Origin of the sequence: Geodermatophilus africanus, assembly GCF_900107105.1 — a bacterium.
Lineage (GTDB): Bacteria > Actinomycetota > Actinomycetes > Mycobacteriales > Geodermatophilaceae > Geodermatophilus > Geodermatophilus africanus.
Window position 1 is genome coordinate 55335 of the sequence record NZ_FNOT01000013.1, and the last position, 19853, is coordinate 75187.

The window sequence follows — 19853 nt, forward strand, 5'->3', positions numbered from 1 at the left end:
CCCGGGACCGCGTGCCGTCCCGGGGTCCCGGGCCCTCGGGCGCGGTCGACACCGCGGCACGACCGGCGCCGCGGGGGCGCACTACTGTCGGCGCACGTGACCGCAGCAGCCGCGAGACCACGCCCCGACGGCCGGGCGGCCGACCAGCTCCGTCCCGTGACGATCACCCGCGACTGGCTCGACCACGCCGAGGGCTCGGTGCTCGTCGAGTTCGGCCGCACCCGCGTGCTCTGCGCGGCCAGCGTCACCGAGGGCGTGCCGCGCTGGCGCAAGGGCTCGGGCCTGGGCTGGGTCACCGCCGAGTACGCGATGCTGCCGCGGGCGACGCACACCCGCGGCGACCGCGAGTCGGTCAAGGGCCGCATCGGCGGGCGCACCCATGAGATCAGCCGGCTCATCGGCCGCTCGCTGCGGGCCGCGATCGACCTCGGCGCGCTCGGCGAGAACAGCGTCGCCATCGACTGCGACGTCCTGCAGGCCGACGGCGGCACTCGGACCGCCGCCATCACCGGCGCCTACGTCGCCCTCGCCGACGCGGTCTCCTGGCTCGGCGAGCGGAAGAAGCTGGCCAGGCCGAAGGCGGTCGTGCAGTCGGTCGCGGCGGTGAGCGTCGGCGTCGTCGACGGGCAGCCGCGGCTGGACCTGGCCTACGAGGAGGACGTCCGCGCCGGCACCGACATGAACGTCGTCTGCACCGGCGAGGGCAGCTTCGTCGAGGTCCAGGGCACCGCGGAGAACGGCGTCTTCGACCGCGGCACGCTCGACGCGCTGCTCGACCTGGCCGTCGGTGGGTGCGCCGAGCTGACCCGCATCCAGACCGCGGCGCTGCAGCGGGCCGGCGTCCGATGAGCGACCGGCTGCTCCTGGCCACCCGCAACCCCGGCAAGCTCGCCGAGCTGCAGCGGCTGCTGGAGAGCGCCGTCCCCGGGGTCGCGGTGGTCGGCCTGCGCGACGTCCCGGAGTACCCGGAGGCGCCGGAGAGCGGTGCGACGTTCGCGGAGAACGCGCTGCTCAAGGCCCGGGAGGCGGTCCGGTACACCGGGCTGCCGGCGGTCGCCGACGACTCCGGCCTGACCGTCGACGCGCTCAACGGGATGCCCGGCGTCCTGTCGGCGCGCTGGTCGGGCCGGCACGGGGACGACGCGGGCAACACCGCGCTGCTGCTCGGGCAGCTGGCCGACGTGCCCGACGAGCGTCGCGGGGGTGCGTTCGTGTGCGCGGCCGCGGTCGTGACGCCGACCGGCGCCGAGCGGGTGCTCGAGCGGTCGTGGCGCGGCCAGGTCGTCCGGGAGCCGCGGGGCGCCAACGGCTTCGGCTACGACCCGGTGTTCCTGCCCGACGGGCTGGAGCACACCGCGGCCGAGCTCACGGCGGCGGAGAAGGACGCGCGCAGCCACCGCGGCCAGGCCTTCGCCGCGCTGGTCCCGCTGGTCGCGGAGCTGCTGCGCCGGTCCTGACCAGCCGGTCCGCGGGGAGTGCGGCCGAGCAGCTGGAGGCCCGGTTCGACGCGACGGTCGCCGTCCGGGCCTGAACGCGCGGACGCCCGCGGCCCCGGTGAGCACCGGGGCCGCGGGCGTCGACGCGTCGCGTCAGGAGGTCGGCTCGGCCCCGGCCGCGGGCGAGCTGTCGTCCTCCGAGGAGGTCTGCTCGGAGGAGTCCCCGGACGAGTCCGACGGCTCGCTGCCGGAGGTGGGCTCCGCCTCCGAGGTCCGCGTCGGCGTCGCCGACCCGGACCCGTCGCTGTCGGACCCCTCGTCCTCCTCCGAGGCCGACTCCTCGTCGGTACCGGTGGCCGGCGCGCTCGTCTCGGTCGCCGGCGCGGTCGTGGTGGGGGACGACGGCGACGACGGGTCGTCCTCCTGCTCCTCGACGGGGGACGACGACGAGGCGTTGGTGATCGCGCCGATCGTCGTCTCCTGGGACGTCTCCGTGCCGCCGACGAGGGCGGCCACCGGCTTCTGCCCGATGAGCTCGATGCCGGTGATGACGCCCATGGCCATGACGAACACGGCGGCGGCGTAGACGGCCACCCGGGTCCACCGCGGCCGGCTGCGCCGGGCCGGGGCGCGACGCGGGTCGAGGTGGGCGGGCAGCACCGGGGTCGCCGCGGTCGCCGTCGCGGCGGGCGCGGCCGTGGTCCGCGTGGCCTGCTCGACCGGTGCCTGACGGCCGGTGAGCTGGCCTCGGGCGCGGCGCAGCCTCTCGTTGGTCTTCTCCAGGGAGTTGCTGTAGAGGGCGGCGCTGACGGTGCTGATCACGCTGGCCAGCGCGGCGCCGATCAGCGTGCCGGCGAGGCCGAAGAACGAGGCCACCACGGCCGAGGACACCGCGGCCAGGGCGCCGGCGGCCACCTGCGTGGCGCTCAGCTGGGCGCCCTGTGCCTTGTCCTTGTCCTTGTCCTCGATCGGTTCGGTTCGGTCGGTCGTCTCGGGGCGAGGGGAGGTCATGAGCTCCGACGGGGTCGATGAGGTGCAGGGGAGGTCGGCCTGGCCGGGCAGCGCTGCGCGACGGGCCTGAGTCACCAGGCTACGGGTCCGGGTCGCTGCGCGTCCGGGGCCGCTCATGCTCGGCAACCCGCTGAGCTGCGGTGATCCAACTGTGTGATCCTGCTCTCGAATGACGCGTCCTCACCCCCCGTGCAGGCGCTGGAACGGTGCCGTGTCGTCGTCCGGACACGTCCCGACCCGCCGGTCGTCCCGAGCGGGTCGCCACGTCTCCGGGCAGGGTGGTGCCGTGCTCATCTCCGTGGACGACGGCCGTGCCCTGTACTTCGACGACGGGACACCGGTCACCGCGGCTTCTGCCGTGGCACCGCTCGGCGACGGCTGGCTGGTCGCCCAGGACGACTCCACGTCCGCGGCGTGGTGGCGGGCCGGCTCGGTCACCCCGGTGCGCCTCGTGCCGCCCGTGGAGGGGCACGACCGGTTCGGCGAGGCGGCCGGGACCAAGCGCCTCAAGCCCGACCTCGAGGTGGCCTGCCCCGCGGAGGTGGACGGCGAGCCGGCGGTCCTGTTGCTGGGCTCCGGCTCGACCAACCGGCGCACGCGCGGCGTGCTGGTGCGCCTCGACGACGGGCGGCCGGTCGTGCAGGCACGTGAGCTCGCGCCGCTCTACGCCGCCGTCGTGCAGCGCCTCGGGCTCGCGGCGGACCAGCTCAACCTCGAGGGCGCGGCACGGTGCGGCGACACCGTGCGGTGGTTCAACCGGGGCAACCTGGCGGCGGGAGTGCCCTCGGCCAGCGTCGAGGTGCCGGTGGCCGGGCTGGTCGACGCCGTCCTCGGGCGGGTGGGTGCCGGCTCGCTCCCCGTGGACCGGCCGCGGGTCCACGAGCTGGGCGAGGTGACCGGGGTGGGGCTCGCGGTCACCGACGCGATCGCCCTGCCCGACGGGCGGCTGCTGCTCAGCGCCGCCGCCGAGGACGCGCCCAACGCCATCGACGACGGGCCCGTGGTCGCCTCGGCGCTGGTGCTCGTCGACGGGGACACGGTGGTGGACGTCAGCCGGATCCCGGAGGTGGACGGGCGCGTGGCCAAGGTCGAGGGACTGGCCCTGCGCGCGGTCGCCGACGGCGAGGCACAGCTGCTGGCCGTGGTGGACGACGACGACCCGTCCCGACCGTCCACGGCTCTGGAGCTCCGCGTCACGGTCGGCTGAGTCGCGTGCGGGAGGGGGGAGTCGAACCCCCACGCCCGAAGGCACCAGATCCTAAGTCTGGCGTGGCTGCCGTTACACCACTCCCGCGTGGGCCCGAGCATAGGGAGCTGGGCCGGCGGACTGCCGGAGCCGCCCGTGCGGGTGGCCCCTCGGCCGACGAACGCGCCCCGAGCGGCGCCGTCTGGCAGGCTGTCGCCCGTGCCTCGCGACCCTCGACAGATCCAGCTGGAGATCGACGCCGCCCGTGAGTCGCTCGCGGCCACCCTGGACCAGCTGGTTTACCGGAGCAGTCCGCAGCGACTGAAGTCGCAGGGGCAGGCCGCCGTCCAGCAGTTCCTGCAGACGCCGGTGGGCATGGCGGCGGTCGGCGCGGTCGGTCTGCTCATGACCCTCGTCCTGGTCCAGAAGGTCCGGCACCGCAACGACTGACGTGGCGCACCCGCGTCCCGACCCGGTCGGTCCGGGCCAGGAGTCGGTCTGGGACTACCCGCGCCCGCCCTCGGCCGAGGTGACCGGGCGGCGGGTCGTCGTCGAGCTCGGCGGCCGGGTGGTCGCGAGCACCACCCGTGCGGTGCGCGTCTGCGAGACCAGCCACCCGCCGGTCTACTACGTGCCCCGCGAGGACGTCGCCGACGCCGTCCTGCAGCGCGCGGCCGACGGCTCGTGGTGCGAGTGGAAGGGTGCGGCGACCTACTGGGGCGTCGTCGTTGACGGACGGCGGCACCCGGACGTGGCCTGGTCCTACGAGGACCCGGTGGAGCGCTACGCCGTCCTGCGCGGGGCGGTCGCCTTCTACCCGAGCCGGGTGGACCGCGCGCTCGTCGACGGCGAGGTCGTGCGCGCGCAGGCCGGGGACTTCTACGGCGGCTGGATCACCGACGAGGTGGTCGGCCCGTTCAAGGGCGAGCCCGGCACCTGGGGCTGGTGACCCTCAGCCCCTCGGTTTCCAGGTGGCCCGGAGCAGGGGCAGCGCGACGTCGGCCAGCACCTGGTCGGCGTAGTCCCGGGTGACGGGGTGGCCGGTGATCAGCCACCGCTGGACCAGCGGGGCCATGAGGGCTTCGGCGGTCACGGTGCCGGCCAGGCCCGGGCGCAGCTCGCCGCGTGCCTCGGCGCGGGCGAAGACCTGCGCGAACGCGCGACGCCACACCCCGACCGGGCCGTCCCCGAAGGCCGCTCCCAGCGCGGGGTGGTGCGGGACGGTGGACAGCAGCGACTGGGTCGCCGCACCCATGGGTCCGTTGATCACGTCGACGATGGCGTACAGCACCTCCCGGAGGTCGCCCTCGAGCGACCCGGTGTCCGGCGGGGTGACGGTGGTGGCGTTCAGTTCGGTGATCGTGTCGGCGACGAGGTCCTGCTTGGTGCGCCAGCGGCGGTAGATGGTCGCCTTGCCGACGCCGGCCTCGGCGGCCACGGCGTCCATCGTCAGCGCGCCGTACCCGACCTCGGCCAGGAGACGCAGGATCGCCGCCCGGATCACGCCGTCCCGGCTGGGATCCCGGGGTCGTCCGCCACGGGAGGAACGCACCGACCCCGCTTCCTGCACAAGCACCATGGGGATGACCTTAGACATTCAAGTGAACGTGGACGACGGGTTGTCAGCCGCATGTCGGCGCATTTAGTGCGCTTGCACTAGAATGGCCGACCGCGCGCCTGTCCGGTCGGGTTGCGCGCCTCGGTCATCCTCGAGCGGTGGCGAGCACCGACGGACGACTCCGGCGCCGGGAGTACTGGCACCTCCCCGCGCGAGCCACCCGGGTCCTGCTGGCGACCCCCGACGCGCACCTGCTGTCCGAGGTGGCGCGGATGGCACGGGCGCTGGGGCTGGCGGTGACGGCGTCCCCGGACCTGCTCGACCTCGACGACGAGGACGGCGGCCGCGGCGTCGACCGGTTGTTCCACCGGCTGGCCCGTGAGCTCACGACGGCGGAGGCCGAGGACCTGCGGGTGGCCACCGACCCGCCGGACGGCGGGGCCGCGCTGGCCGCCCGGCTGCTCACCGCCCCCACGCTCGCCGTGGAGCTGGCCCGCCGCGGGGTCACCGCGGAGATCGGCCTGCTGGCCGAGGCGGAGCTGTGGTCGGTGTACCAGCCGATCGTCCGGCTGGCCGACCGCGAGGTGGTCGCCCAGGAGGCGCTGCTGCGCGGGACGGTCGACGGCCAGGAGGTCGGCGGGGAGGACCTCTTCTTCGTCGCGGAGTCCGCCGGCTGGCTGCCCCGGCTCGACCGCATCGGTCGTGAGTCGGCGATCACCGGCGCGGCACCCTGGCTCGGGGACGCCGACCTGTTCGTCAACTCTGACCCGGCGTCGGTGCACCGGCCGCAGGTGGAGCTGGCCGGCGCCGTCCAGGCGCTGGAGGACGCCGGCATCGACCCGTCCCGGCTGGTCGTCGAGGTGGGCGAGGTGTCCGCCGTCCGGGACCGCGGGCACCTGCTCTCGGTGCTCGAGCACCATCGCTCGCGGGGCTGGCGGGTCGCGCTGGACGACGTCGCGGCGGGTTGGTCGAGCCGCTCGCTGATGGCCACGGTGCGGCCCGACGTCGTCAAGCTGGGCCGGGCGCTGGTGCAGGCGCTGCCCGACGACGGCGCGCGCACGATGGTCCGCTCGGTCGTCGAGCTCGCGCACACCCTCGGCGCCCAGGTCGTGGCCGAGGGCGTGGAGACCGAGCGGGTCGCCGACGAGGTCACCCGGCTCGGCGCTGACCTGGGTCAGGGCTGGCTGTTCGGCCGTCCCGTCCCGCCGCCGGCGGCTCGAGTCAGTGCAGGCCCCAGCCGGTGAGCGCGGGCCGGGCGTGCTCGTGCCCGAGGACGCCGTAGGAGCCGGCCGGCAGCGCGAACAGGGCGCCGGCCGCGGGCTCGAGCCGCAGCCAGCGGGCGGTCAGGATGCGCAGCACGTGCCCGTGCGCGACCAGCATCACGTCGCCGTCCCCGAGCAGCGGCCGGGCGCGGTCGAGCACCCGGTCCACCCGCACGCCGACGTCCTGCGGTGTCTCCCCGGGCGTCTCCCCGGGGACGGTGCCGTCGACCCACACCGACCAGGTGCGGCCCATCTCCTCGCTGATCTCCGCCGTCGTCCGGCCCTCGTAGCCGCCGTAGTCGATCTCCACGAGGTCCTCGTCGGTGCCGGTCGGCGTGAGCCCCGCCAGCTCGGCGGTCCGCCGGGCCCGCAGCCGCGGGCTCACCCAGACGGCCGTGAACCGGCGGTCCCCGAACTCGCCGCGCAGCCGACGGGCCTGCTCCTCGCCCTCGGGCAGCAGCGGCAGGTCGGTGACGCTGGTGTGCTGGCCGCTGAGGCTCCACTCGGTCTGCCCGTGCCGCAGCACGACGATCTCGCCCATGGGTCCTCCTCGCTGTGTCGGCGGTCACATCCCGGAAGAGCAACGGCCGCTGCGGGTGCTGCCGCGGACTGCAGACCCCGTGGCACCCGGCCGCGGGCCGACCCCCTGGAGGCAGCATGACCGCCGTCGCGCCCAGCGACACCTTCTCGATCGGCGGGGACCTGCCCGTCCACCGCCTCGGCTACGGCGCCATGCAGCTGCCCGGCCCCGGCGTGTGGGGCGAGCCGGCCGACCCGGAGAACGCCCGCCGGGTGCTCCGCGCCGCCGTCGAGCAGGGCGTGGACTTCATCGACACCGCCGACTCCTACGGCCCGGTGGTGAGCGAGCGGCTGATCGCCGAGGCGCTGCACCCCTTCCCGGAGGGCCTGGTCGTCGCGACCAAGGCCGGCCTCACCCGGCAGGGACCGGGCATCTGGACGCCGGTCGGCCGCCCGGCCTACCTCAAGCAGCAGGTGGAGCTGTCGCTGCGGACCCTCCGGCTCGAGCGCATCGACCTGATCCAGCTGCACCGCATCGACGCCGAGGTGCCGCTGGCCGACCAGCTCGGCGCCTTCAAGGAGCTGCAGGACGAGGGCAAGGTCCGCCACATCGGCGTCTCGGAGGTCTCGGTGGCCGAGCTGGAGCAGGCCCGCGAGATCGTCGAGGTCGTCAGCGTCCAGAACCTCTACAACCTGACCAACCGGCAGTCCCAGGACGTCCTGGAGTACGCCACCGAGCACGGCATCGGCTTCATCCCGTGGTTCCCGATCGCGACCGGGGACCTGGCCGCGCCGGACAGCCCGGTCGCCGACATCGCCCGGGAGCTCGACGCCACGCCGTCCCAGGTGGCGCTGGCCTGGCTGCTGCACGCGTCGCCGGTGGTCCTGCCGATCCCGGGCACCAAGTCCCTCGAGCACCTGGCGGAGAACCTGGGCGCGGCCCAGCTGCGCCTCTCCGACGAGGACATCGCTCGCCTGGACGCGCTGGCCTGAGGAAGGACCCCTTGGAGCAGGCCCTCCCCGGCCGTCTCCCGGGCCCGGCCCCGAGCCTGCGAGGGGTGGGGAGGAGGCGGTCCTCTTTCAGCGCCAGCGGCGCAGCGTCCCCGGGCGGACCTGCCGCCGCAGCGGCCGGTCCTCGGCGCGCCGCGCGGGTCGTGCCTGGTACGGCAGACCCGCGCGGCGCGCCGGGGACGGTGAGCGTGGCGTGGGCAGGGGGGCGGCGGAAGGCGGGGCGACCTCGTCCACGGGCCCGTCGAGCTCGATCCGGTCGCCGAACCCGGCCGAGCGGACCAGGCGGCGCGTGGCCGCGGGCGCGCCCACGAGGCGGCAGCGGCGGCCGGCCGGTACCAGCGCGTCGGAGAACAGCGCGAGCACGCGCAGTCCGGAGCAGTCGCGGAACCGGGCGCCAGCGACGTCCACGACGACCGCGCCGCGACCGGACACGGCGGCCTCCTGCAGGGCCCGGTCGAGGCGCCCGGCGGCCGGGACGTCGACGTCGCCGGTGAGCCGGACGACGACCTGGTCCGGCCCGCGGACGACGGCGATGTGCAGGTGCGGCACAGGAACTCCGGCAGGTGGAGCTGCTCCGCCGGCGGTCTCGGGCGGTGGACCGACGCTAACGCCGCAACGGCCGTCACGACAAACGGTGCTCGGCCGACTGCGCTGTGCGCTGGCGTGTCGCCGGAACCCCGTCGCGGCGACCGGGCGGGACGCGCGGCACCACGGCGGCGTGGACGCCGCGGACTTCCGCCAGGTCAGGGACGCCGTCCGGCAGCTCGTCCGGGAGGTTGCCGTCCCGCTCGAGGAGCGGATCGAGGACGAGGTCGTCGATCCAGCCGTCCGGGCCGGGGAGCGCAGCCTCGGCGAGCAGCACGGCCAGGGGGTGCCGGGCGGTCACCCGGGCACGGCGCCGGTCCGGAGCGTGTAAGCGTCGGTCTCGACGACCGGCTCGCCGGCGGGCAGCCGGTCGGCGAGGGCGTCGACGAGCCGGCCGATCTCCGCGTCGTCGAGCTCGTGCAGGGTCGACCGTCCCCTCCGCTGCGCGATCTCCGCGAGGTACGCGTCGCGATCCGGGTGCACGGCCGCAGCTCCCACAGCCGCTGTGTGGTCACCCGGGACCCGGCTTCCCCCAGCAGCCCGGTCAGCTCCCCGGCGTCGGGGCGGCGCCAGCTCGACGTCCAGCAGTTTCTGGGAGACCTCGAACAGGTACCCGCGCACGTGACGCGGACCGGCCGGCTGCCGCACGTCCTCGGCCGTGCGGTCCTGGACGAGGCACCGGCCGCCGGGATGCAGCAGTCGCCGCGCCTCGGCGACCGCCTCCCGACACGAGGTGTCGGCCTCCCGGCCGGCGTAGGTGTCGCGCGGTCGGCGGGAGCGGAGGAGTCGATCGGCACGGGCTCAGGTCGCGCGCGAGCCGGGCACGTTGGCCGGGTCGTCGGCGGGGTCGCGCTCGGGGCCGCCGGCCGGCTGCAGCAGCGCGCCCGGCGCGCCCTCCCCGCGGCCGAGGGCGGCGACGAACTGCCGCAGCACCTCGTCCCCGGGATGGGTCGGCGTCCAGTCCAGCAGGCGGCGGGCGCGGGAGCTGTCCAGCGCCGGCGCCTGCAGGCCGATGTCGAGCCAGCCGGGTTCGGTCGGCACGACGCGGGCGTGGAAGGCGGCCGACAGCGCCGCCCGCAGGACGGCGGCCGGCACCGGCACCCGCACCGTGCCGAGCGCGCGGGCGAGGGAGTCGGCGTCGAAGGTCGGCTCGGCGGCGAGGTTGAACGGCCCGCCGGCGCGGCGGTCGAGGATCGCGACCAGGGCGTCGGCGACGTCATCGGCGTGGACGACCTGCACCCGCAGCGACGGGAGGGGCAGCAGCAGCAGCCGGGCCACGGGCGCGGGCAGCAGCCGGGCGGCGCCGAACAGGAGCGGCCCGAGGAAGTAGCGGCCGATCTCGCTGCTGGCCTCGGGCTGCAGTACCAGCGTCGGGCGCACCACGGTCAGCGTCGTCCCCTCGCGGGAGCCGATCTGCTCACGGACGACGAGTTCCGCCTGGGACTTGTCGCGGCTGTACTGGGCGCTCGGGATGCCGGTGGCCGGCCAGTCCTCGCCCACCGCCCGGTCCCCACCGCCCGCGGCGTAGGCACCCAGCGACGACAGGTGGACGAAGTGCCCGACGCCCGCCCCCGCAGCGGCGCGCGCCACCCGGCGGGTGCCCTCGACGTTGACCCGGTGCAGCCGCTCGGGCTGCCGGCCCGGCTGCAGTGCCCAGGCCAGGTGGACGACGGCGTCGACGCCGTCGAGGAAGCGGGTGAGCTCGTGCTCGCTGCGGGTCTCGCCGAGGTCGGCGAGGTACCAGCGGACGCCGTCGTAGGGCGGCGTCGAGGGCGGCTGCCGCCGAGCCAGCCCGCGCACCTCGGCCACGCCGCTGGCGGGTGCGGCGAGCCGGCGCAGCAGCGCCGTCCCCACGTTGCCGCTGGCGCCGGTGACGGCGACCCGCAGGCCCTGCAGACGGTTCCGGGTGGGTTCAGCCATGGAGGGCCGCTACCCGCGCCGCGCCCGGTGTACCCGGCCGGCGGGGACGCAGTCGCAGCGAGACCAGGACGATGAGCAGGGCCGCGACTGCCGAGGTCAGCAGGCCGGCGGGGTTGCCGGCGGCCTCCGCCAGCCGGGTCAGCACCAGGCTGCCGAGCAGCCCGCCCAGCATGAGCGCGAGCGACGTGGCCGAGACGGTGGTGGCGCGCTGCGCCGATGTCGTCTGCTCGTGCAGCAGCTGGGCCCGAAGCGGCCAGCCGCAGCCATTGCACAGGTGGAACAGCGCGTAGCCGACGGCGGCGACCGCGACGCCGGGTGCCAGCGCGACGCCCACCACCGCGGCGGCGCCGCACCCGGCGGACGCCGCGCTGACCCAGGCCACCGAGCCGCGGGCCGCGCGCCGGGCCGCGGGCGCGAGCAGCGACCCCACGCCGGCCGCCCCGAAGGACACGGCCATGACCACACCGGAGACCGCCGAGCCCTCGGCGAGGCTCCCGGCCAGGTCGGCGAAGTGCAGGGGTCCGAGCAGCTCGAGGGCCGTCAGTACCGTGCCGGTGAGGAAGGAGATGGCGAGCAGCGACCGCAGCACGCGGTCCCGCCCGACCAGCCCGACGGTGCCGCGGACGACCGGGGGCACCTGCCGGAGGCCCGCGAGCAGGGCCCGGCCGGCGGACGCCTCGGACGTCCGCAGCGGCACCACGAGCCAGCGGACGCCGGCCACCGAGACGAGGGTGAGTGCCGCGGCGAGGAGCAGCGGCAGAGCCAGCGCGGTGCTGCCGACGTCCGCGGCGAGCAGCGGCACGAGCCCACCCAGGGCGGCTCCGAGGGCGAGACCGAGCCCGTCGGCCCCGCCGGCCCGGGACAGGCCCGGGGTGACGTCGGCGGCGGGGTCGGCCGCGTGCACCGTGTCGACGTACCAGGCCTGCAGCGGCCCGGAGTCCAGCGCCCGGCCGACGCCGAGCACGGCCGACGCGAGCGCGAACAGGCCGACGCCGTCGGCCACGGCCATGAGCAGCAGCGCGGCGGCGCCGAGCAGGCCGGACAGCACCAGGACGGGGCGGTGCCCGACGGCGTCGGCCAGCCCGCCCGTGGGCAGCTCCAGCAGCAGGGTCACCGTGCCGTGGACCGCGACGGTGAGCCCGATGTCGGCCGGGGACAGGCCGCGGGCAGTGGCCAGCAGGACGGTCACCGGGGCCGCGAGGCCGATGGGCAGCCACCGCAGCGCGGTGAGGGAGACGTAGCGGCGCTGCGCCTGCGCGGGGGTGAGGGCGCGGCTCACGAGGGGTGCTCCGCCAGCCGGAAGACGTCGACCAGCACGCTCACCAGCGGCTGCGCCGGGTCCTCGCGCTCGGCCCGCCAGCGCTGCAGCACCCCGTTGAGCTCCTCGGCCAGCTCGCGCGCCGCGGCGGGGGAGAGGTGCAGCCCCCAGTCGTTCAGCGACGTCGCGTTCCGCCACTCCGGCTCGAGGTCCTCCCGCTGCTCGGCGTGCGCGGCCAGCATGCGGCGCTGGACGGACAGCGACAGGTGCGTGAACTCCTCGACCACCTCGCGCCCGCCGGGCTGGTCGAGGACGTCCTCGGTCTGCCAGCGGGTGCTGCGGTGCCGGGCCCGCCACCAGCGCTCCCGCGCGGTGCCGCCGGGCACCTCCTCGACGAAGCCCAGCGCCGCGAGCTGCCGCAGGTGGTAGCTGGTGCTCCCGCTGCTCTCGGCGAGCCGCTGACCCAGTCGCGAGGCCGTCGACGGGCCCTCGCTGCGGAGCAGGCCGAGCAGCGCGTTGCGCAGCGGGTGGGCCAGCGCACGGAGGACCCGGGGGTCGTGGACGGCGATCGACGGCTCGTCGGGCACGGCGCTCACCGTAGGAGTGCAGAGAGCCCTTTGCAAAGGATCCTTTGCACTCTCCGGCCTCGCCGTGATCATCGGCACGTGGCTGGCCGACACGCCGACGACGGCCGCCACCCACCGATGATCACGGCGGGGGGAGTGCGGGGGTTCAGTCGACGGCCGCCTCCAGCGACTCGCCGCGGCGCTCGGGGAGTGCCGAGCCGGCCGACGCGGCGAGCACGAAGAAGGCGGCGAAGATGCCGAAGACCAGGCCGTTGCCGCCGGCGGTGAGCAGCGGCGGCACGCACAGCGGTGCGGTGATCGAGGCGATCCGGCCGAAGCCGGCAGCGGCGCCGGCCCCACTGGCGCGCAGTGCGGTGGGGTAGACCTCCGGCGTCACGGCGTAGACCGCGCCCCAGGCGCCCAGGTTGAAGAAGGACAGCACCATGCCGGTCACCAGGACGGCGGTGTCGCCGGCGGCGAGCGCGAAGAGCCCGGCGCCGACCGCGGAGCCCAGCAGGAAGACCACGAGCGTCGGCCGCCGGCCCCAGCGCTCGATGAGCAGCGCCGCGACGGCGTAGCCGGGCAGCTGGGCCAGCGTGATGAGCAGCGTGAAGCCGAAGGAGCGGACCAGCGAGAGGCCGGAGGCGACCAGCAGCGTCGGGAGCCAGATGAAGGCGCCGTAGTAGGCGAAGTTGATGCCGAACCAGACGGTCCAGAGTGCCGCCGTCCGCCGGCGGGAGCCCACCGCCCACAGCGCGCCGGGCCCCGGGGTCGGCGCGGGGCGCGCCGGAGCCGAGGGCACCGCCGGCACCCCGGCCGCCGACTCGAAGCGGCGCACCGCGGCCTCGGCCTCCTCGGTTCGGCCGCGCAGCTCCAGGAAGCGGACCGACTCGGGCAGCCCGCGGCGCACGACGACCGCGTACAGCGCGGGTACGGCGCCCAGCGCCAGTGCCCACCGCCAGCCGTCGTCGCTGCCCGGGACGACGAGGTAGCCGATCAGCGCCGCCAGCAGCCAGCCGACCGCCCAGAACGCCTCGAGCAGCACGACCACCCGGCCGCGCACCCGCGCCGGGGCGAACTCGCTGACCAGCGTCGAGGCGACCGGCAGCTCGGCGCCCAGCCCCAGCCCGATGAGGAACCGGAACACCAGCAGCGAGGCCACCGACCACGCCAGCGCGGCGGCGCCGGTGGCCAGACCGAACACCAGCAGGGTCAGCGCGAAGACCTGCCGCCGGCCGATCCGGTCGGCCAGCAGCCCGCCGAGCGTGGCGCCCAGCGCCATCCCGACGAAGCCGATCGAGCCGATCCAGGACAGCTCGGTCGGCGTCAGCGACCACTGGACGGCGAGCGCGGCCATCACGAAGGAGATGAGTCCGACGTCCATCGCGTCCAGCGCCCAGCCCAGGCCGGAGCCGACCAAGAGCCGGCCGTGCTCGCGGGTGAACGGCAGCCGGTCGAGCCGCTGAGCGCGGGTCGCCGAGGTGGTGGGCGCGTCGGTGCTCACGGGCGGGCGCCTACCCCGGGCCGGCCGCGGTCACGCGGCGGGCGGGTCAGCCGTCACCGTCCTCGTCGGTGTCCTCGACCTCCTCCTCGACCTCGTTGCCGGTGTCCTCGACCTCCTGCTCGACGCCGTCGTCCACGACGTCGGAGCCGCACGCCGCGGTGGCGAACGAGGACGCGGCGATGGCGACGCCGGCGGCGGCGAGGCGCCAGCGGCGGGTGCGGGTGGTGGTCACGGAGTCCTCCTGGGGTCGGCTGCGGAACGGGGTCCCGATGTGCCCGCGTGAGGCCTGCTCCATGCGGTCGGCGGCTACCGTCGCCGTCGTGACCGGACAGCTCGGGGTGGTCGAGGCCTGGCTGGACGCGGTGGACCGCGCCGACTCCGCGGCCGCCGTCGCGCTGTGCGCGCCCGACCTCGAGGTGGTCGGGCCCCGGGGCACGGTTCGGAGCCGCGACGTGCTGGGTCCCTGGATGGCCCGGGCGGGGTTCACGGCGCGCCCGCTGCGCTGGTTCTGCGGCGCTGGGGGCGCCGTCGTCGTCGAGCAGGAGGCGACCTGGGCCGACCCGGCGACGGGCGCCGAGCTGGGCCGGGCCGTCGTCGCGTCCCGGTTCCTCGTGGCCGACGGGGTCATCACCCACCTCCAGCGCCACGACGTGGGCCTGCCCGCCGCGCTCGCCGCTGCCGGGCTGCGGCGCACCGACGAGGTGACCGCCCGCGCGGGATGACCGGCGGGGAGCCGTCACCCGGCGGCTGCCACCGCGGCCCCGGGTCTGCGCACCCGGCCGCCCGGCCGTGGTCAGCCGTGCGCGCGGACGTGCTCGGTGACCAGCTCGGCGACCCGTCCGGGCGCCACCTCCGGGATGAAGTGGGGAACGCCCTCGAGCACCTCGAGCCGGTAGGGGGCGTCGACGAACCGCCGGCTCCGCTCGGTGGCGGTGCGGCCGAGGGCGGCGTCGCGGGTGCTCCACAGGTGGAGCGTCGGCACCCGCACCGTGCCGACCGGGTCGCGGGCGTCGAAGGGTAGCGCGCGGTACCAGGCCAGCGCCGTGGCGAGTGCGCCCGGTTCCTGCATCCGCCGCACGTAGTGCTCGGACAACTCGGGCGACAGGCCGCTGGTCAGCAGCATCCAGCGCAGCGCCGCGCCGTCCCTGGCGAGCAGGAGCCGCTCGGGCAGCACCGGCAGCTGGAACAGCGCCATGTACGAGGAGCGCAGCGCCTGGTCGCTGGTGACGAATGCCTGCGCCATCGCCGCCGGGTGCGGCACCGATACCGCGGTCAGCGTGCGCACCCGCTCGGGGTGCCAGGCCGCCAGCGCCCACCCGACGACGGCGCCCCAGTCGTGCCCGACGACGTGCGCGCTGCCGAGCCCGGCGGCGTCGAGCAGCACCAGGACGTCGGCGGTCAGCTCCCGCACCCGGTAGGACGAGCGCCCGGACGGGCGAGCGCCGGGGGAGTAGCCGCGCTGGTCGGGGGCGAGGGTGCGCAGTCCCGCGGCGTGCAGGTCGCCGGCGACGGCGGTCCAGGCGGTGGCGTCCTGCGGGAAGCCGTGCAGCAGGACGACGGGGTCGCCGTCCGCGGGACCGCCGTCCCGGACGTCGAAGACCAGACCGTCGCGCGTGTAGCTGTCCACCCCGGCACGGTGCCTGCCGGGCCGGGCCGCCGCCAGTCGGTGGTGGCCCGGCGGGGGTCGGGGCAGCGACCGCGATGATCAGCTGGGATCACCGTGCGGGGTCCGGGCTCGCGAGGTGTGGTGAGCCCGGACCCGGGACGACCAGCCCAGCTGATCGTCGCGGGGAGCCCGGGCGTCCGCCCCGCCGATCGAGGAGGATGGGCGGCGTGACGGCAACCGAGGAACTCATCGTCCTGCTCGACGACGACGGGACGGCGATCGGCACGATGCCCAAGCCGCTGGTGCACCACGGGGAGACGCCGCTGCACCGGGCCTTCTCGGCGTACCTCTTCGACTACGCGGGCCGGCTGCTGGTGACCCGCCGCGCCGACGGGAAGCAGACCTTCCCCGGCATGTGGACCAACACCGTCTGCGGCCACCCCGGCCCCGGGGAGGACGACGCCGACGCGATCGCCCGGCGGGCCGCCTTCGAGCTGGGGCTGCAGGTCGACGGGCTGCGCCCGGCGCTGCCCGGCTACCGCTACCGCGCGGAGTTCCGCGGGGTCGTGGAGAACGAGGTCTGCCCGGTCTACCTCGGCCGCTTCTCCGGCACCCCCGCGCCGGACCCGGACGAGGTCGGCGAGTGGGAGCTGCTGGACTGGGCGGCCTTCCGGGAGCGCCAGGAGTCGCAGGACGGCGACGCCTGGTCGCCCTGGTGTCGCGAGCAGGCCCGCCTCATCGAGGCGGCCGGCCTGGTCCCCGTCGGCTGACCGTCACTCAGAGCACCGCGAAGCCCGACGGGAGGCCTGTCCGGCCGGTGAGGGCGAGCAGGAGCGGGCCGGCGTGGCCCTCGGCGACGGCGAGGTCGGTGACCAGCCCCAGTGCCTGCGCCGCGGCCGTCGCCGGGACGTCCAGCGGCGCGCCCAGGGCCGTGGCGAGGTCCCCGGTGTGGACGGCGAGCTCGAACGTCCGCGTGGGCAGGTAGTCCGCGAGCCGCATGCCGCCGGCGATCGTCGTCAGCAGTTCCGTGCCGTCCCGGGCCTCGACGAGCGGGAGCACGCGCGCGGCGATCTCCGCGACGGCGGCGGCCGGGTCGCTGCCCAGGGCCGCCCCGGCGTCCCGCCCGCGTGCCGCGACGGCGGGGTCGGCGGCGGCCGCCCTCGTCGTGCGGAAGTAGTCGCCGGCGGAGGCGACCTCGACGGTCGAGGCTGGGCGGGCGAGGTAGGTCTCGACCGTCAGGAGCGAGCGGCTCGTGTGGCCCACCAGGGCGCGGACGTCCCACTCGCCCAGGCCGGGCCGGGACCACCGGTCCCCGACGAGGGCGGCGGTGCCGACGAACCACCGCGCGGCGTCGGTGAACGCGCGACGCGAGTCGTCCCAGGGCACTCCCACGCGGACGACGCTAGACCGACGAGGGCAGCTGCGGGCGGTGGGCGGCGGGCCGCCGAGCACGGCCGGTGAGCACCAGGGCACGGGGGGTGCCGGCCACCCGGGCGCCCCGTGTCGCTGCGCGGACGCGCGCACGCGCCTCCCTAGCGTCCGCCGCATGGAGCGCCGTCGGTTCCTCCTCTTCCTCGCCGCGGGGCTGGCCGGCACGGCCGTCGGCCGTGGCACGGTCGGCCTCGTCGACCCGACGCGGGCGCCGGTGAGCACCGCCGCGGCCGCCGAGCCGGTAGAGCCGGTCGCGGCGGCACGGCTGCCCGCCCGCGTGCTCCCCGCGCCCGCCGGCGTCGTCGACCGGCTCCCGGGGGACGGCACGTCGCTGGCGCTCACCCTGGACGACGGCACCAGCTCGAAGGTCGTCGGGTCGCTGTGCCGGTTCGCCCGGGACAGCGGCGTCCGGCTGACCTTCTTCCCCAACGGCCGCTACTCCTCCTGGGAGGACAACGGCGACGAGCTGCAGCCGCTCATCGACTCGGGGCAGGTCGCCATGGGCAACCACACCTGGTCGCACCTGGACCTGACCACGCTCTCCGAGGACCAGATCGCCGAGGAGATCGGCCGCAACCGGGACTGGATCGAGAGCACCTTCGGCGTCCGAACGCCCTTCATGCGCCCGCCGTTCGGGGCGCACGACGCGCGGGTCCGGCGGATCAGCGCCGAGCTCGGGCACCCGACGGTCGTCATGTGGAACAGCACGCTGGAGGACAACCGGCTGCTCACCGCCGCCGAGCTGGTCGACGCCGCCGACCGGTGGTTCGCCGCGCAGGCCATCGTCGTCGGGCACGCCAACCAGGTGACGATCACGAAGGTCTACGACGAGCTGCTGGAGCTGATCGCCGAGCGCGGGCTGCAGACGGTGACGCTGGCGGACGTGTGGGGCACCGGCCTGGGCGGCGTGCGGACGGCGTCCGGGAGCGCCGGCGTCGTCTGACGCCGTCGGGAGCCCAGCAGCGAGCGCGGAGCGGACCGGGGCCGAGGGCGACGAGTGCGCACGGTCGTGTGATCGTCCGACCTGCGACGGGCGGCGGCATCCACCAGGCTGGTCGGCGACATCTCGATCGACCGACGGAGGAGCGGATGGCCGACAGCAGGGCGTTGCAGGGACGGGTGGCCCTGGTCACGGGCGGGGCGAGCGGACTGGGCCGGGCGACCTGCGTGGCCCTGGCCGAGGCCGGCGCGCACGTCGCGATCGCCGACATCGACGAGGCCGGGGCCAAGGCCACGGCCGAGCTGGTGGCCGACGCCGGGGGGTCCGCGGAGGTCGTCGCGCTCGACGTGACCGACGACGCCAGCCGCCGCGCGGTGGTCGCGGCGCTCTCCGACGCCCACGGCGACGCCTTCGACATCCTGGCCAACGTCGCCGGCATCGACCGGCCCGGCTACGTCACCGACATCGACCTCGCCGACTACCAGCGGGTGCAGGCGGTCAACTGCGAGGGTCCGGTCTTCCTCACCAGCGAGTTCGTGAAGCGGGTGCAGCACCTGCCCGAGGGCCGCACCGCCGACGTGGTCCACATCGTGAGCCTCTCGGCGATCACCTCCGGCAGCGGCGCGATCGCCTACAACGGCTCCAAGGCCGGCTTCCTCAACGCGACCCGGTGCATCCAGCGGGAGCTGCGCGAGAAAGCGGTCCGGGGGGAGGACGGCGTCGAGCGGCCCTTCCCGTGCCGCGTGCAGGCGGTCATCCCGGCGGCGATGGACACGCCGATGATGGAGCAGTGGGGCATCCCGGCCCACCTGATGATGCCGCCGTCGGCGGTCGCGGAGATGGTGCGCTACCTGGTGACGCTGCACCCGGCGGCCTTCGTGCCGGAGATGCAGATCGTGCCGCGTCTCGAACCGAACTTCCCGCGCTGACGGGTACCCGCCCGAGGAGGCGACGATGACCAGCCCGGACGACCTCGACCCCGACACGGCCATGGCCAGCGGGTCGGACGCCGGTGGGCCCGGGGAGCACTTGGGTGCCGGCGACCTGACCGACGACGAGCGGCGGGTGCTCGAGGCGCTCGAGCGCGACGCCCCGGTCGGCCGGCAGGACGACGACCTCGCCGACGACGCCGTCGTGCGCGCGGCGGAGGACGAGGCGCCGCTTCCGGGCGAGGGAGGGGACCAGGGCGACGGGCTCAGCGCCCGGTTCAGTTCCCCGCCGGAGCAGGACCGGACCTGAGCACGGGCTCCCCGGCCCGCCGCCGGGGAGCCCGTGTGCGGTAGGGAACGTGCTCGTGGCTGCCGGTCGCGGGGGAGGGGTGGTCACCATTGGCAGGTCGTCGTCCTTGCAGGAGCGACTCGGAGGCGCAGCGGTACTGCGTGGGCTTGAGGCCCATCGTGGTGAAGGCGCGACGCCACGCTCGGACCTCGGGCAGCCCGCTCTCGCTAGGTGAAGGCGGGTCGCTCGGCGCTGAGGTGAGCGGTCACCGGCTCGGCCGGCCACGTGGCGGCGAGCGCGTCGGCGAGGGTGGCGACGAGGCGTGCCACGTCCTCGGAGGCGGTGTCGTGCAGAGCCTCGGCGATGATGATCACCCGGGTGGTCGCCGGGCTCACGGCGGACAGCCCGTCTGCCGGTTGGTCCACCGCCGGGCGTGCGCGTTGCCCTCAGCGCCGGCGAAGACGATCTCTCCGGGTTCGGGGTGCTCCGTGTCGCCGCCGAAGGTCTGGTAGCGCTCGTCGCCGGTGGCGGGGCGGACCTGCAGGTCGCCGTCGATCCGGTCGAGGTCGAAGACCGCGATCGGCACGGCGGTGGCCAGCGAGACGGCGTCGCAGAGGTCGACCACCGGGTGGATGCGTGGCACGGGCGCTCCGGGAGTCGCTGGGCAGGGGAGGTCAGGCGTCGGTGAGGACCGTCGGCGAGCCGGCGCTGTCTGTTCCGCAGGGGATCCTCAGCGCGGACACCATGACGACGGCCACCGCGACCACCGTGGTCAGCCCTGTCATGAGCAGGTGGGCGGCCGGCCAGCAGCCCCCGCAGGGGCAAAGGACTGTCGGACATCG

27 protein-coding genes and 1 tRNA gene are annotated in these 19853 nt (G+C 75.8%); 12 read left to right on the forward strand and 16 right to left on the reverse strand.

Annotated features, from left to right (window positions below; all coding sequences use genetic code 11):
• Positions 1-96: 96 nt before the first annotated feature.
• Positions 97-849: a ribonuclease PH gene (gene rph, locus BLW63_RS19715; protein WP_091160120.1), complete on the forward strand. Its 753-nt coding sequence runs from the start codon at positions 97-99 to the stop codon at positions 847-849.
• Entirely contained in the window at positions 846-1457 is a 612-nt protein-coding gene (gene rdgB, locus BLW63_RS19720) for an RdgB/HAM1 family non-canonical purine NTP pyrophosphatase (protein WP_091160122.1), read from the forward strand. Before rph ends, rdgB begins: the two co-directional genes overlap by 4 nt.
• 132 nt (positions 1458-1589) lie before the next feature.
• Here the strand turns inward: rdgB and BLW63_RS19725 are convergent, their stop codons facing one another.
• The gene (locus tag BLW63_RS19725; protein ID WP_091160125.1) at positions 1590-2447 is read right to left on the reverse strand and encodes a hypothetical protein; all 858 of its coding nucleotides are present in this window, start codon (positions 2445-2447) and stop codon (positions 1590-1592) included.
• A 286-nt stretch (positions 2448-2733) separates the two neighbouring features.
• Between BLW63_RS19725 and BLW63_RS19730 the strand changes: the two genes are divergently transcribed.
• Positions 2734-3654: a DUF6910 family protein gene (locus BLW63_RS19730; RefSeq protein ID WP_091160127.1), complete on the forward strand. Its 921-nt coding sequence runs from the start codon at positions 2734-2736 to the stop codon at positions 3652-3654.
• A gap of 6 nt (positions 3655-3660) precedes the next feature.
• Here BLW63_RS19730 and BLW63_RS19735 read toward each other — a convergent pair.
• Positions 3661-3741 (reverse strand) — tRNA-Leu (locus tag BLW63_RS19735).
• A 111-nt stretch (positions 3742-3852) separates the two neighbouring features.
• On the opposite strand from BLW63_RS19735, the gene BLW63_RS19740 reads away from it, so the two are divergent.
• A complete protein-coding gene (locus tag BLW63_RS19740; RefSeq protein ID WP_091160130.1) occupies positions 3853-4083 on the forward strand; it encodes a DUF3618 domain-containing protein in 231 nt (76 codons plus the stop codon).
• A gap of 1 nt (position 4084) precedes the next feature.
• The gene (locus BLW63_RS19745; RefSeq protein ID WP_091160133.1) at positions 4085-4582 is read left to right on the forward strand and encodes a DUF427 domain-containing protein; all 498 of its coding nucleotides are present in this window, start codon (positions 4085-4087) and stop codon (positions 4580-4582) included.
• 3 nt (positions 4583-4585) lie between these two features.
• On the opposite strand, the gene BLW63_RS19750 is transcribed toward BLW63_RS19745, so the two are convergent.
• On the reverse strand, positions 4586-5137 hold the full coding sequence (locus BLW63_RS19750) for a TetR/AcrR family transcriptional regulator (RefSeq protein WP_244522684.1): 552 nt from the start codon (positions 5135-5137) through the stop codon (positions 4586-4588).
• A gap of 212 nt (positions 5138-5349) precedes the next feature.
• Between BLW63_RS19750 and BLW63_RS19755 the strand changes: the two genes are divergently transcribed.
• Complete coding sequence (locus BLW63_RS19755; protein ID WP_091160138.1) at positions 5350-6435, forward strand: EAL domain-containing protein; 1086 nt, start codon at positions 5350-5352, stop codon at positions 6433-6435.
• Here BLW63_RS19755 and BLW63_RS19760 read toward each other — a convergent pair.
• Entirely contained in the window at positions 6413-6994 is a 582-nt protein-coding gene (locus BLW63_RS19760; protein WP_091160141.1) for a histidine phosphatase family protein, read from the reverse strand. The two genes, BLW63_RS19755 and BLW63_RS19760, sit on opposite strands and share 23 nt — an antisense overlap.
• A 116-nt stretch (positions 6995-7110) precedes the next feature.
• Between BLW63_RS19760 and BLW63_RS19765 the strand changes: the two genes are divergently transcribed.
• Positions 7111-7965: an aldo/keto reductase gene (locus tag BLW63_RS19765; protein ID WP_091160144.1), complete on the forward strand. Its 855-nt coding sequence runs from the start codon at positions 7111-7113 to the stop codon at positions 7963-7965.
• Positions 7966-8052: 87 nt separating this feature from the next.
• Here the strand turns inward: BLW63_RS19765 and BLW63_RS19770 are convergent, their stop codons facing one another.
• The 8 genes from BLW63_RS19770 to BLW63_RS19800 form a co-directional block, all read right to left on the reverse strand.
• Positions 8053-8532: an STAS domain-containing protein gene (locus BLW63_RS19770; protein ID WP_170856874.1), complete on the reverse strand. Its 480-nt coding sequence runs from the start codon at positions 8530-8532 to the stop codon at positions 8053-8055.
• Positions 8533-8605: 73 nt separating this feature from the next.
• Positions 8606-8845 carry a hypothetical protein gene (locus BLW63_RS27020; RefSeq protein ID WP_170856875.1) on the reverse strand — a complete coding sequence of 80 codons (240 nt, stop codon included), beginning with the start codon at positions 8843-8845 and terminating at the stop codon, positions 8606-8608.
• Between the two features lie 20 nt (positions 8846-8865).
• Complete coding sequence (locus tag BLW63_RS19775; protein ID WP_091160149.1) at positions 8866-9051, reverse strand: hypothetical protein; 186 nt, start codon at positions 9049-9051, stop codon at positions 8866-8868.
• Between the two features lie 318 nt (positions 9052-9369).
• On the reverse strand, positions 9370-10488 hold the full coding sequence (locus tag BLW63_RS19780) for an NAD-dependent epimerase/dehydratase family protein (RefSeq protein ID WP_091160152.1): 1119 nt from the start codon (positions 10486-10488) through the stop codon (positions 9370-9372).
• Complete coding sequence (locus BLW63_RS19785; protein ID WP_170856876.1) at positions 10481-11767, reverse strand: MFS transporter; 1287 nt, start codon at positions 11765-11767, stop codon at positions 10481-10483. Before BLW63_RS19785 ends, BLW63_RS19780 begins: the two co-directional genes overlap by 8 nt.
• Positions 11764-12333: a winged helix-turn-helix domain-containing protein gene (locus BLW63_RS19790; protein ID WP_170856877.1), complete on the reverse strand. Its 570-nt coding sequence runs from the start codon at positions 12331-12333 to the stop codon at positions 11764-11766. Before BLW63_RS19790 ends, BLW63_RS19785 begins: the two co-directional genes overlap by 4 nt.
• Positions 12334-12478: 145 nt before the next feature.
• Positions 12479-13816 carry an MFS transporter gene (locus BLW63_RS19795; RefSeq protein WP_091160156.1) on the reverse strand — a complete coding sequence of 446 codons (1338 nt, stop codon included), beginning with the start codon at positions 13814-13816 and terminating at the stop codon, positions 12479-12481.
• Positions 13817-13862: 46 nt separating this feature from the next.
• Positions 13863-14048: a hypothetical protein gene (locus BLW63_RS19800; protein WP_091160298.1), complete on the reverse strand. Its 186-nt coding sequence runs from the start codon at positions 14046-14048 to the stop codon at positions 13863-13865.
• Between the two features lie 88 nt (positions 14049-14136).
• Between BLW63_RS19800 and BLW63_RS19805 the strand changes: the two genes are divergently transcribed.
• Positions 14137-14538 carry a nuclear transport factor 2 family protein gene (locus tag BLW63_RS19805; protein ID WP_170856878.1) on the forward strand — a complete coding sequence of 134 codons (402 nt, stop codon included), beginning with the start codon at positions 14137-14139 and terminating at the stop codon, positions 14536-14538.
• A gap of 71 nt (positions 14539-14609) precedes the next feature.
• On the opposite strand, the gene BLW63_RS19810 is transcribed toward BLW63_RS19805, so the two are convergent.
• Positions 14610-15443, reverse strand: a complete 834-nt coding sequence (locus BLW63_RS19810) for an alpha/beta fold hydrolase (RefSeq protein ID WP_091160162.1) — start codon at positions 15441-15443, stop codon at positions 14610-14612.
• A gap of 197 nt (positions 15444-15640) precedes the next feature.
• On the opposite strand from BLW63_RS19810, the gene idi reads away from it, so the two are divergent.
• Positions 15641-16192: an isopentenyl-diphosphate Delta-isomerase gene (gene idi, locus BLW63_RS19815; RefSeq protein WP_091160166.1), complete on the forward strand. Its 552-nt coding sequence runs from the start codon at positions 15641-15643 to the stop codon at positions 16190-16192.
• Between the two features lie 7 nt (positions 16193-16199).
• On the opposite strand, the gene BLW63_RS19820 is transcribed toward idi, so the two are convergent.
• Positions 16200-16814 carry a maleylpyruvate isomerase N-terminal domain-containing protein gene (locus BLW63_RS19820; protein ID WP_091160168.1) on the reverse strand — a complete coding sequence of 205 codons (615 nt, stop codon included), beginning with the start codon at positions 16812-16814 and terminating at the stop codon, positions 16200-16202.
• Positions 16815-16968: 154 nt separating this feature from the next.
• Here BLW63_RS19820 and BLW63_RS19825 point away from each other — a divergent pair, with 154 nt between their 5' ends.
• The 3 genes from BLW63_RS19825 to BLW63_RS19835 all read left to right on the forward strand — a co-directional run bounded on the left by BLW63_RS19825 (position 16969) and on the right by BLW63_RS19835 (position 19032).
• Entirely contained in the window at positions 16969-17796 is an 828-nt protein-coding gene (locus BLW63_RS19825) for a polysaccharide deacetylase family protein (RefSeq protein WP_091160171.1), read from the forward strand.
• A gap of 146 nt (positions 17797-17942) precedes the next feature.
• Positions 17943-18722 (forward strand): SDR family NAD(P)-dependent oxidoreductase, encoded by a 780-nt coding sequence (locus BLW63_RS19830; RefSeq protein WP_091160174.1) that lies wholly within the window; start codon positions 17943-17945, stop codon positions 18720-18722.
• Positions 18723-18747: 25 nt separating this feature from the next.
• Entirely contained in the window at positions 18748-19032 is a 285-nt protein-coding gene (locus BLW63_RS19835) for a hypothetical protein (RefSeq protein ID WP_091160176.1), read from the forward strand.
• Between the two features lie 206 nt (positions 19033-19238).
• Here the strand turns inward: BLW63_RS19835 and BLW63_RS27465 are convergent, their stop codons facing one another.
• Positions 19239-19406, reverse strand: a complete 168-nt coding sequence (locus tag BLW63_RS27465; protein WP_211517193.1) for a hypothetical protein — start codon at positions 19404-19406, stop codon at positions 19239-19241.
• Positions 19403-19654, reverse strand: coding sequence for a phenylalanine--tRNA ligase beta subunit-related protein (locus tag BLW63_RS27470; RefSeq protein ID WP_211517194.1), 252 nt, complete (start codon positions 19652-19654; stop codon positions 19403-19405). The genes BLW63_RS27465 and BLW63_RS27470 overlap by 4 nt, the downstream gene beginning before the upstream one ends.
• Positions 19655-19853 lie beyond the last annotated feature (199 nt).

What these genes read in the sequence shown, in the direction of transcription:
- BLW63_RS19830 (WP_091160174.1), top strand. Translation starts at nt 17,943, where the DNA reads ATGGCCGACAGCAGGGCGTTGCAGGGACGGGTGGCCCTGGTCACGGGC.
- BLW63_RS19835 (WP_091160176.1), top strand. Translation starts at nt 18,748, where the DNA reads ATGACCAGCCCGGACGACCTCGACCCCGACACGGCCATGGCCAGCGGG.
- idi (WP_091160166.1), top strand. Translation starts at nt 15,641, where the DNA reads ATGGGCGGCGTGACGGCAACCGAGGAACTCATCGTCCTGCTCGACGAC.
- BLW63_RS19825 (WP_091160171.1), top strand. Translation starts at nt 16,969, where the DNA reads ATGGAGCGCCGTCGGTTCCTCCTCTTCCTCGCCGCGGGGCTGGCCGGC.
- BLW63_RS19780 (WP_091160152.1), bottom strand. Translation starts at nt 10,488, where the DNA reads ATGGCTGAACCCACCCGGAACCGTCTGCAGGGCCTGCGGGTCGCCGTC.
- BLW63_RS19725 (WP_091160125.1), bottom strand. Translation starts at nt 2,447, where the DNA reads ATGACCTCCCCTCGCCCCGAGACGACCGACCGAACCGAACCGATCGAG.
- BLW63_RS19760 (WP_091160141.1), bottom strand. Translation starts at nt 6,994, where the DNA reads ATGGGCGAGATCGTCGTGCTGCGGCACGGGCAGACCGAGTGGAGCCTC.
- BLW63_RS19765 (WP_091160144.1), top strand. Translation starts at nt 7,111, where the DNA reads ATGACCGCCGTCGCGCCCAGCGACACCTTCTCGATCGGCGGGGACCTG.
- rdgB (WP_091160122.1), top strand. Translation starts at nt 846, where the DNA reads ATGAGCGACCGGCTGCTCCTGGCCACCCGCAACCCCGGCAAGCTCGCC.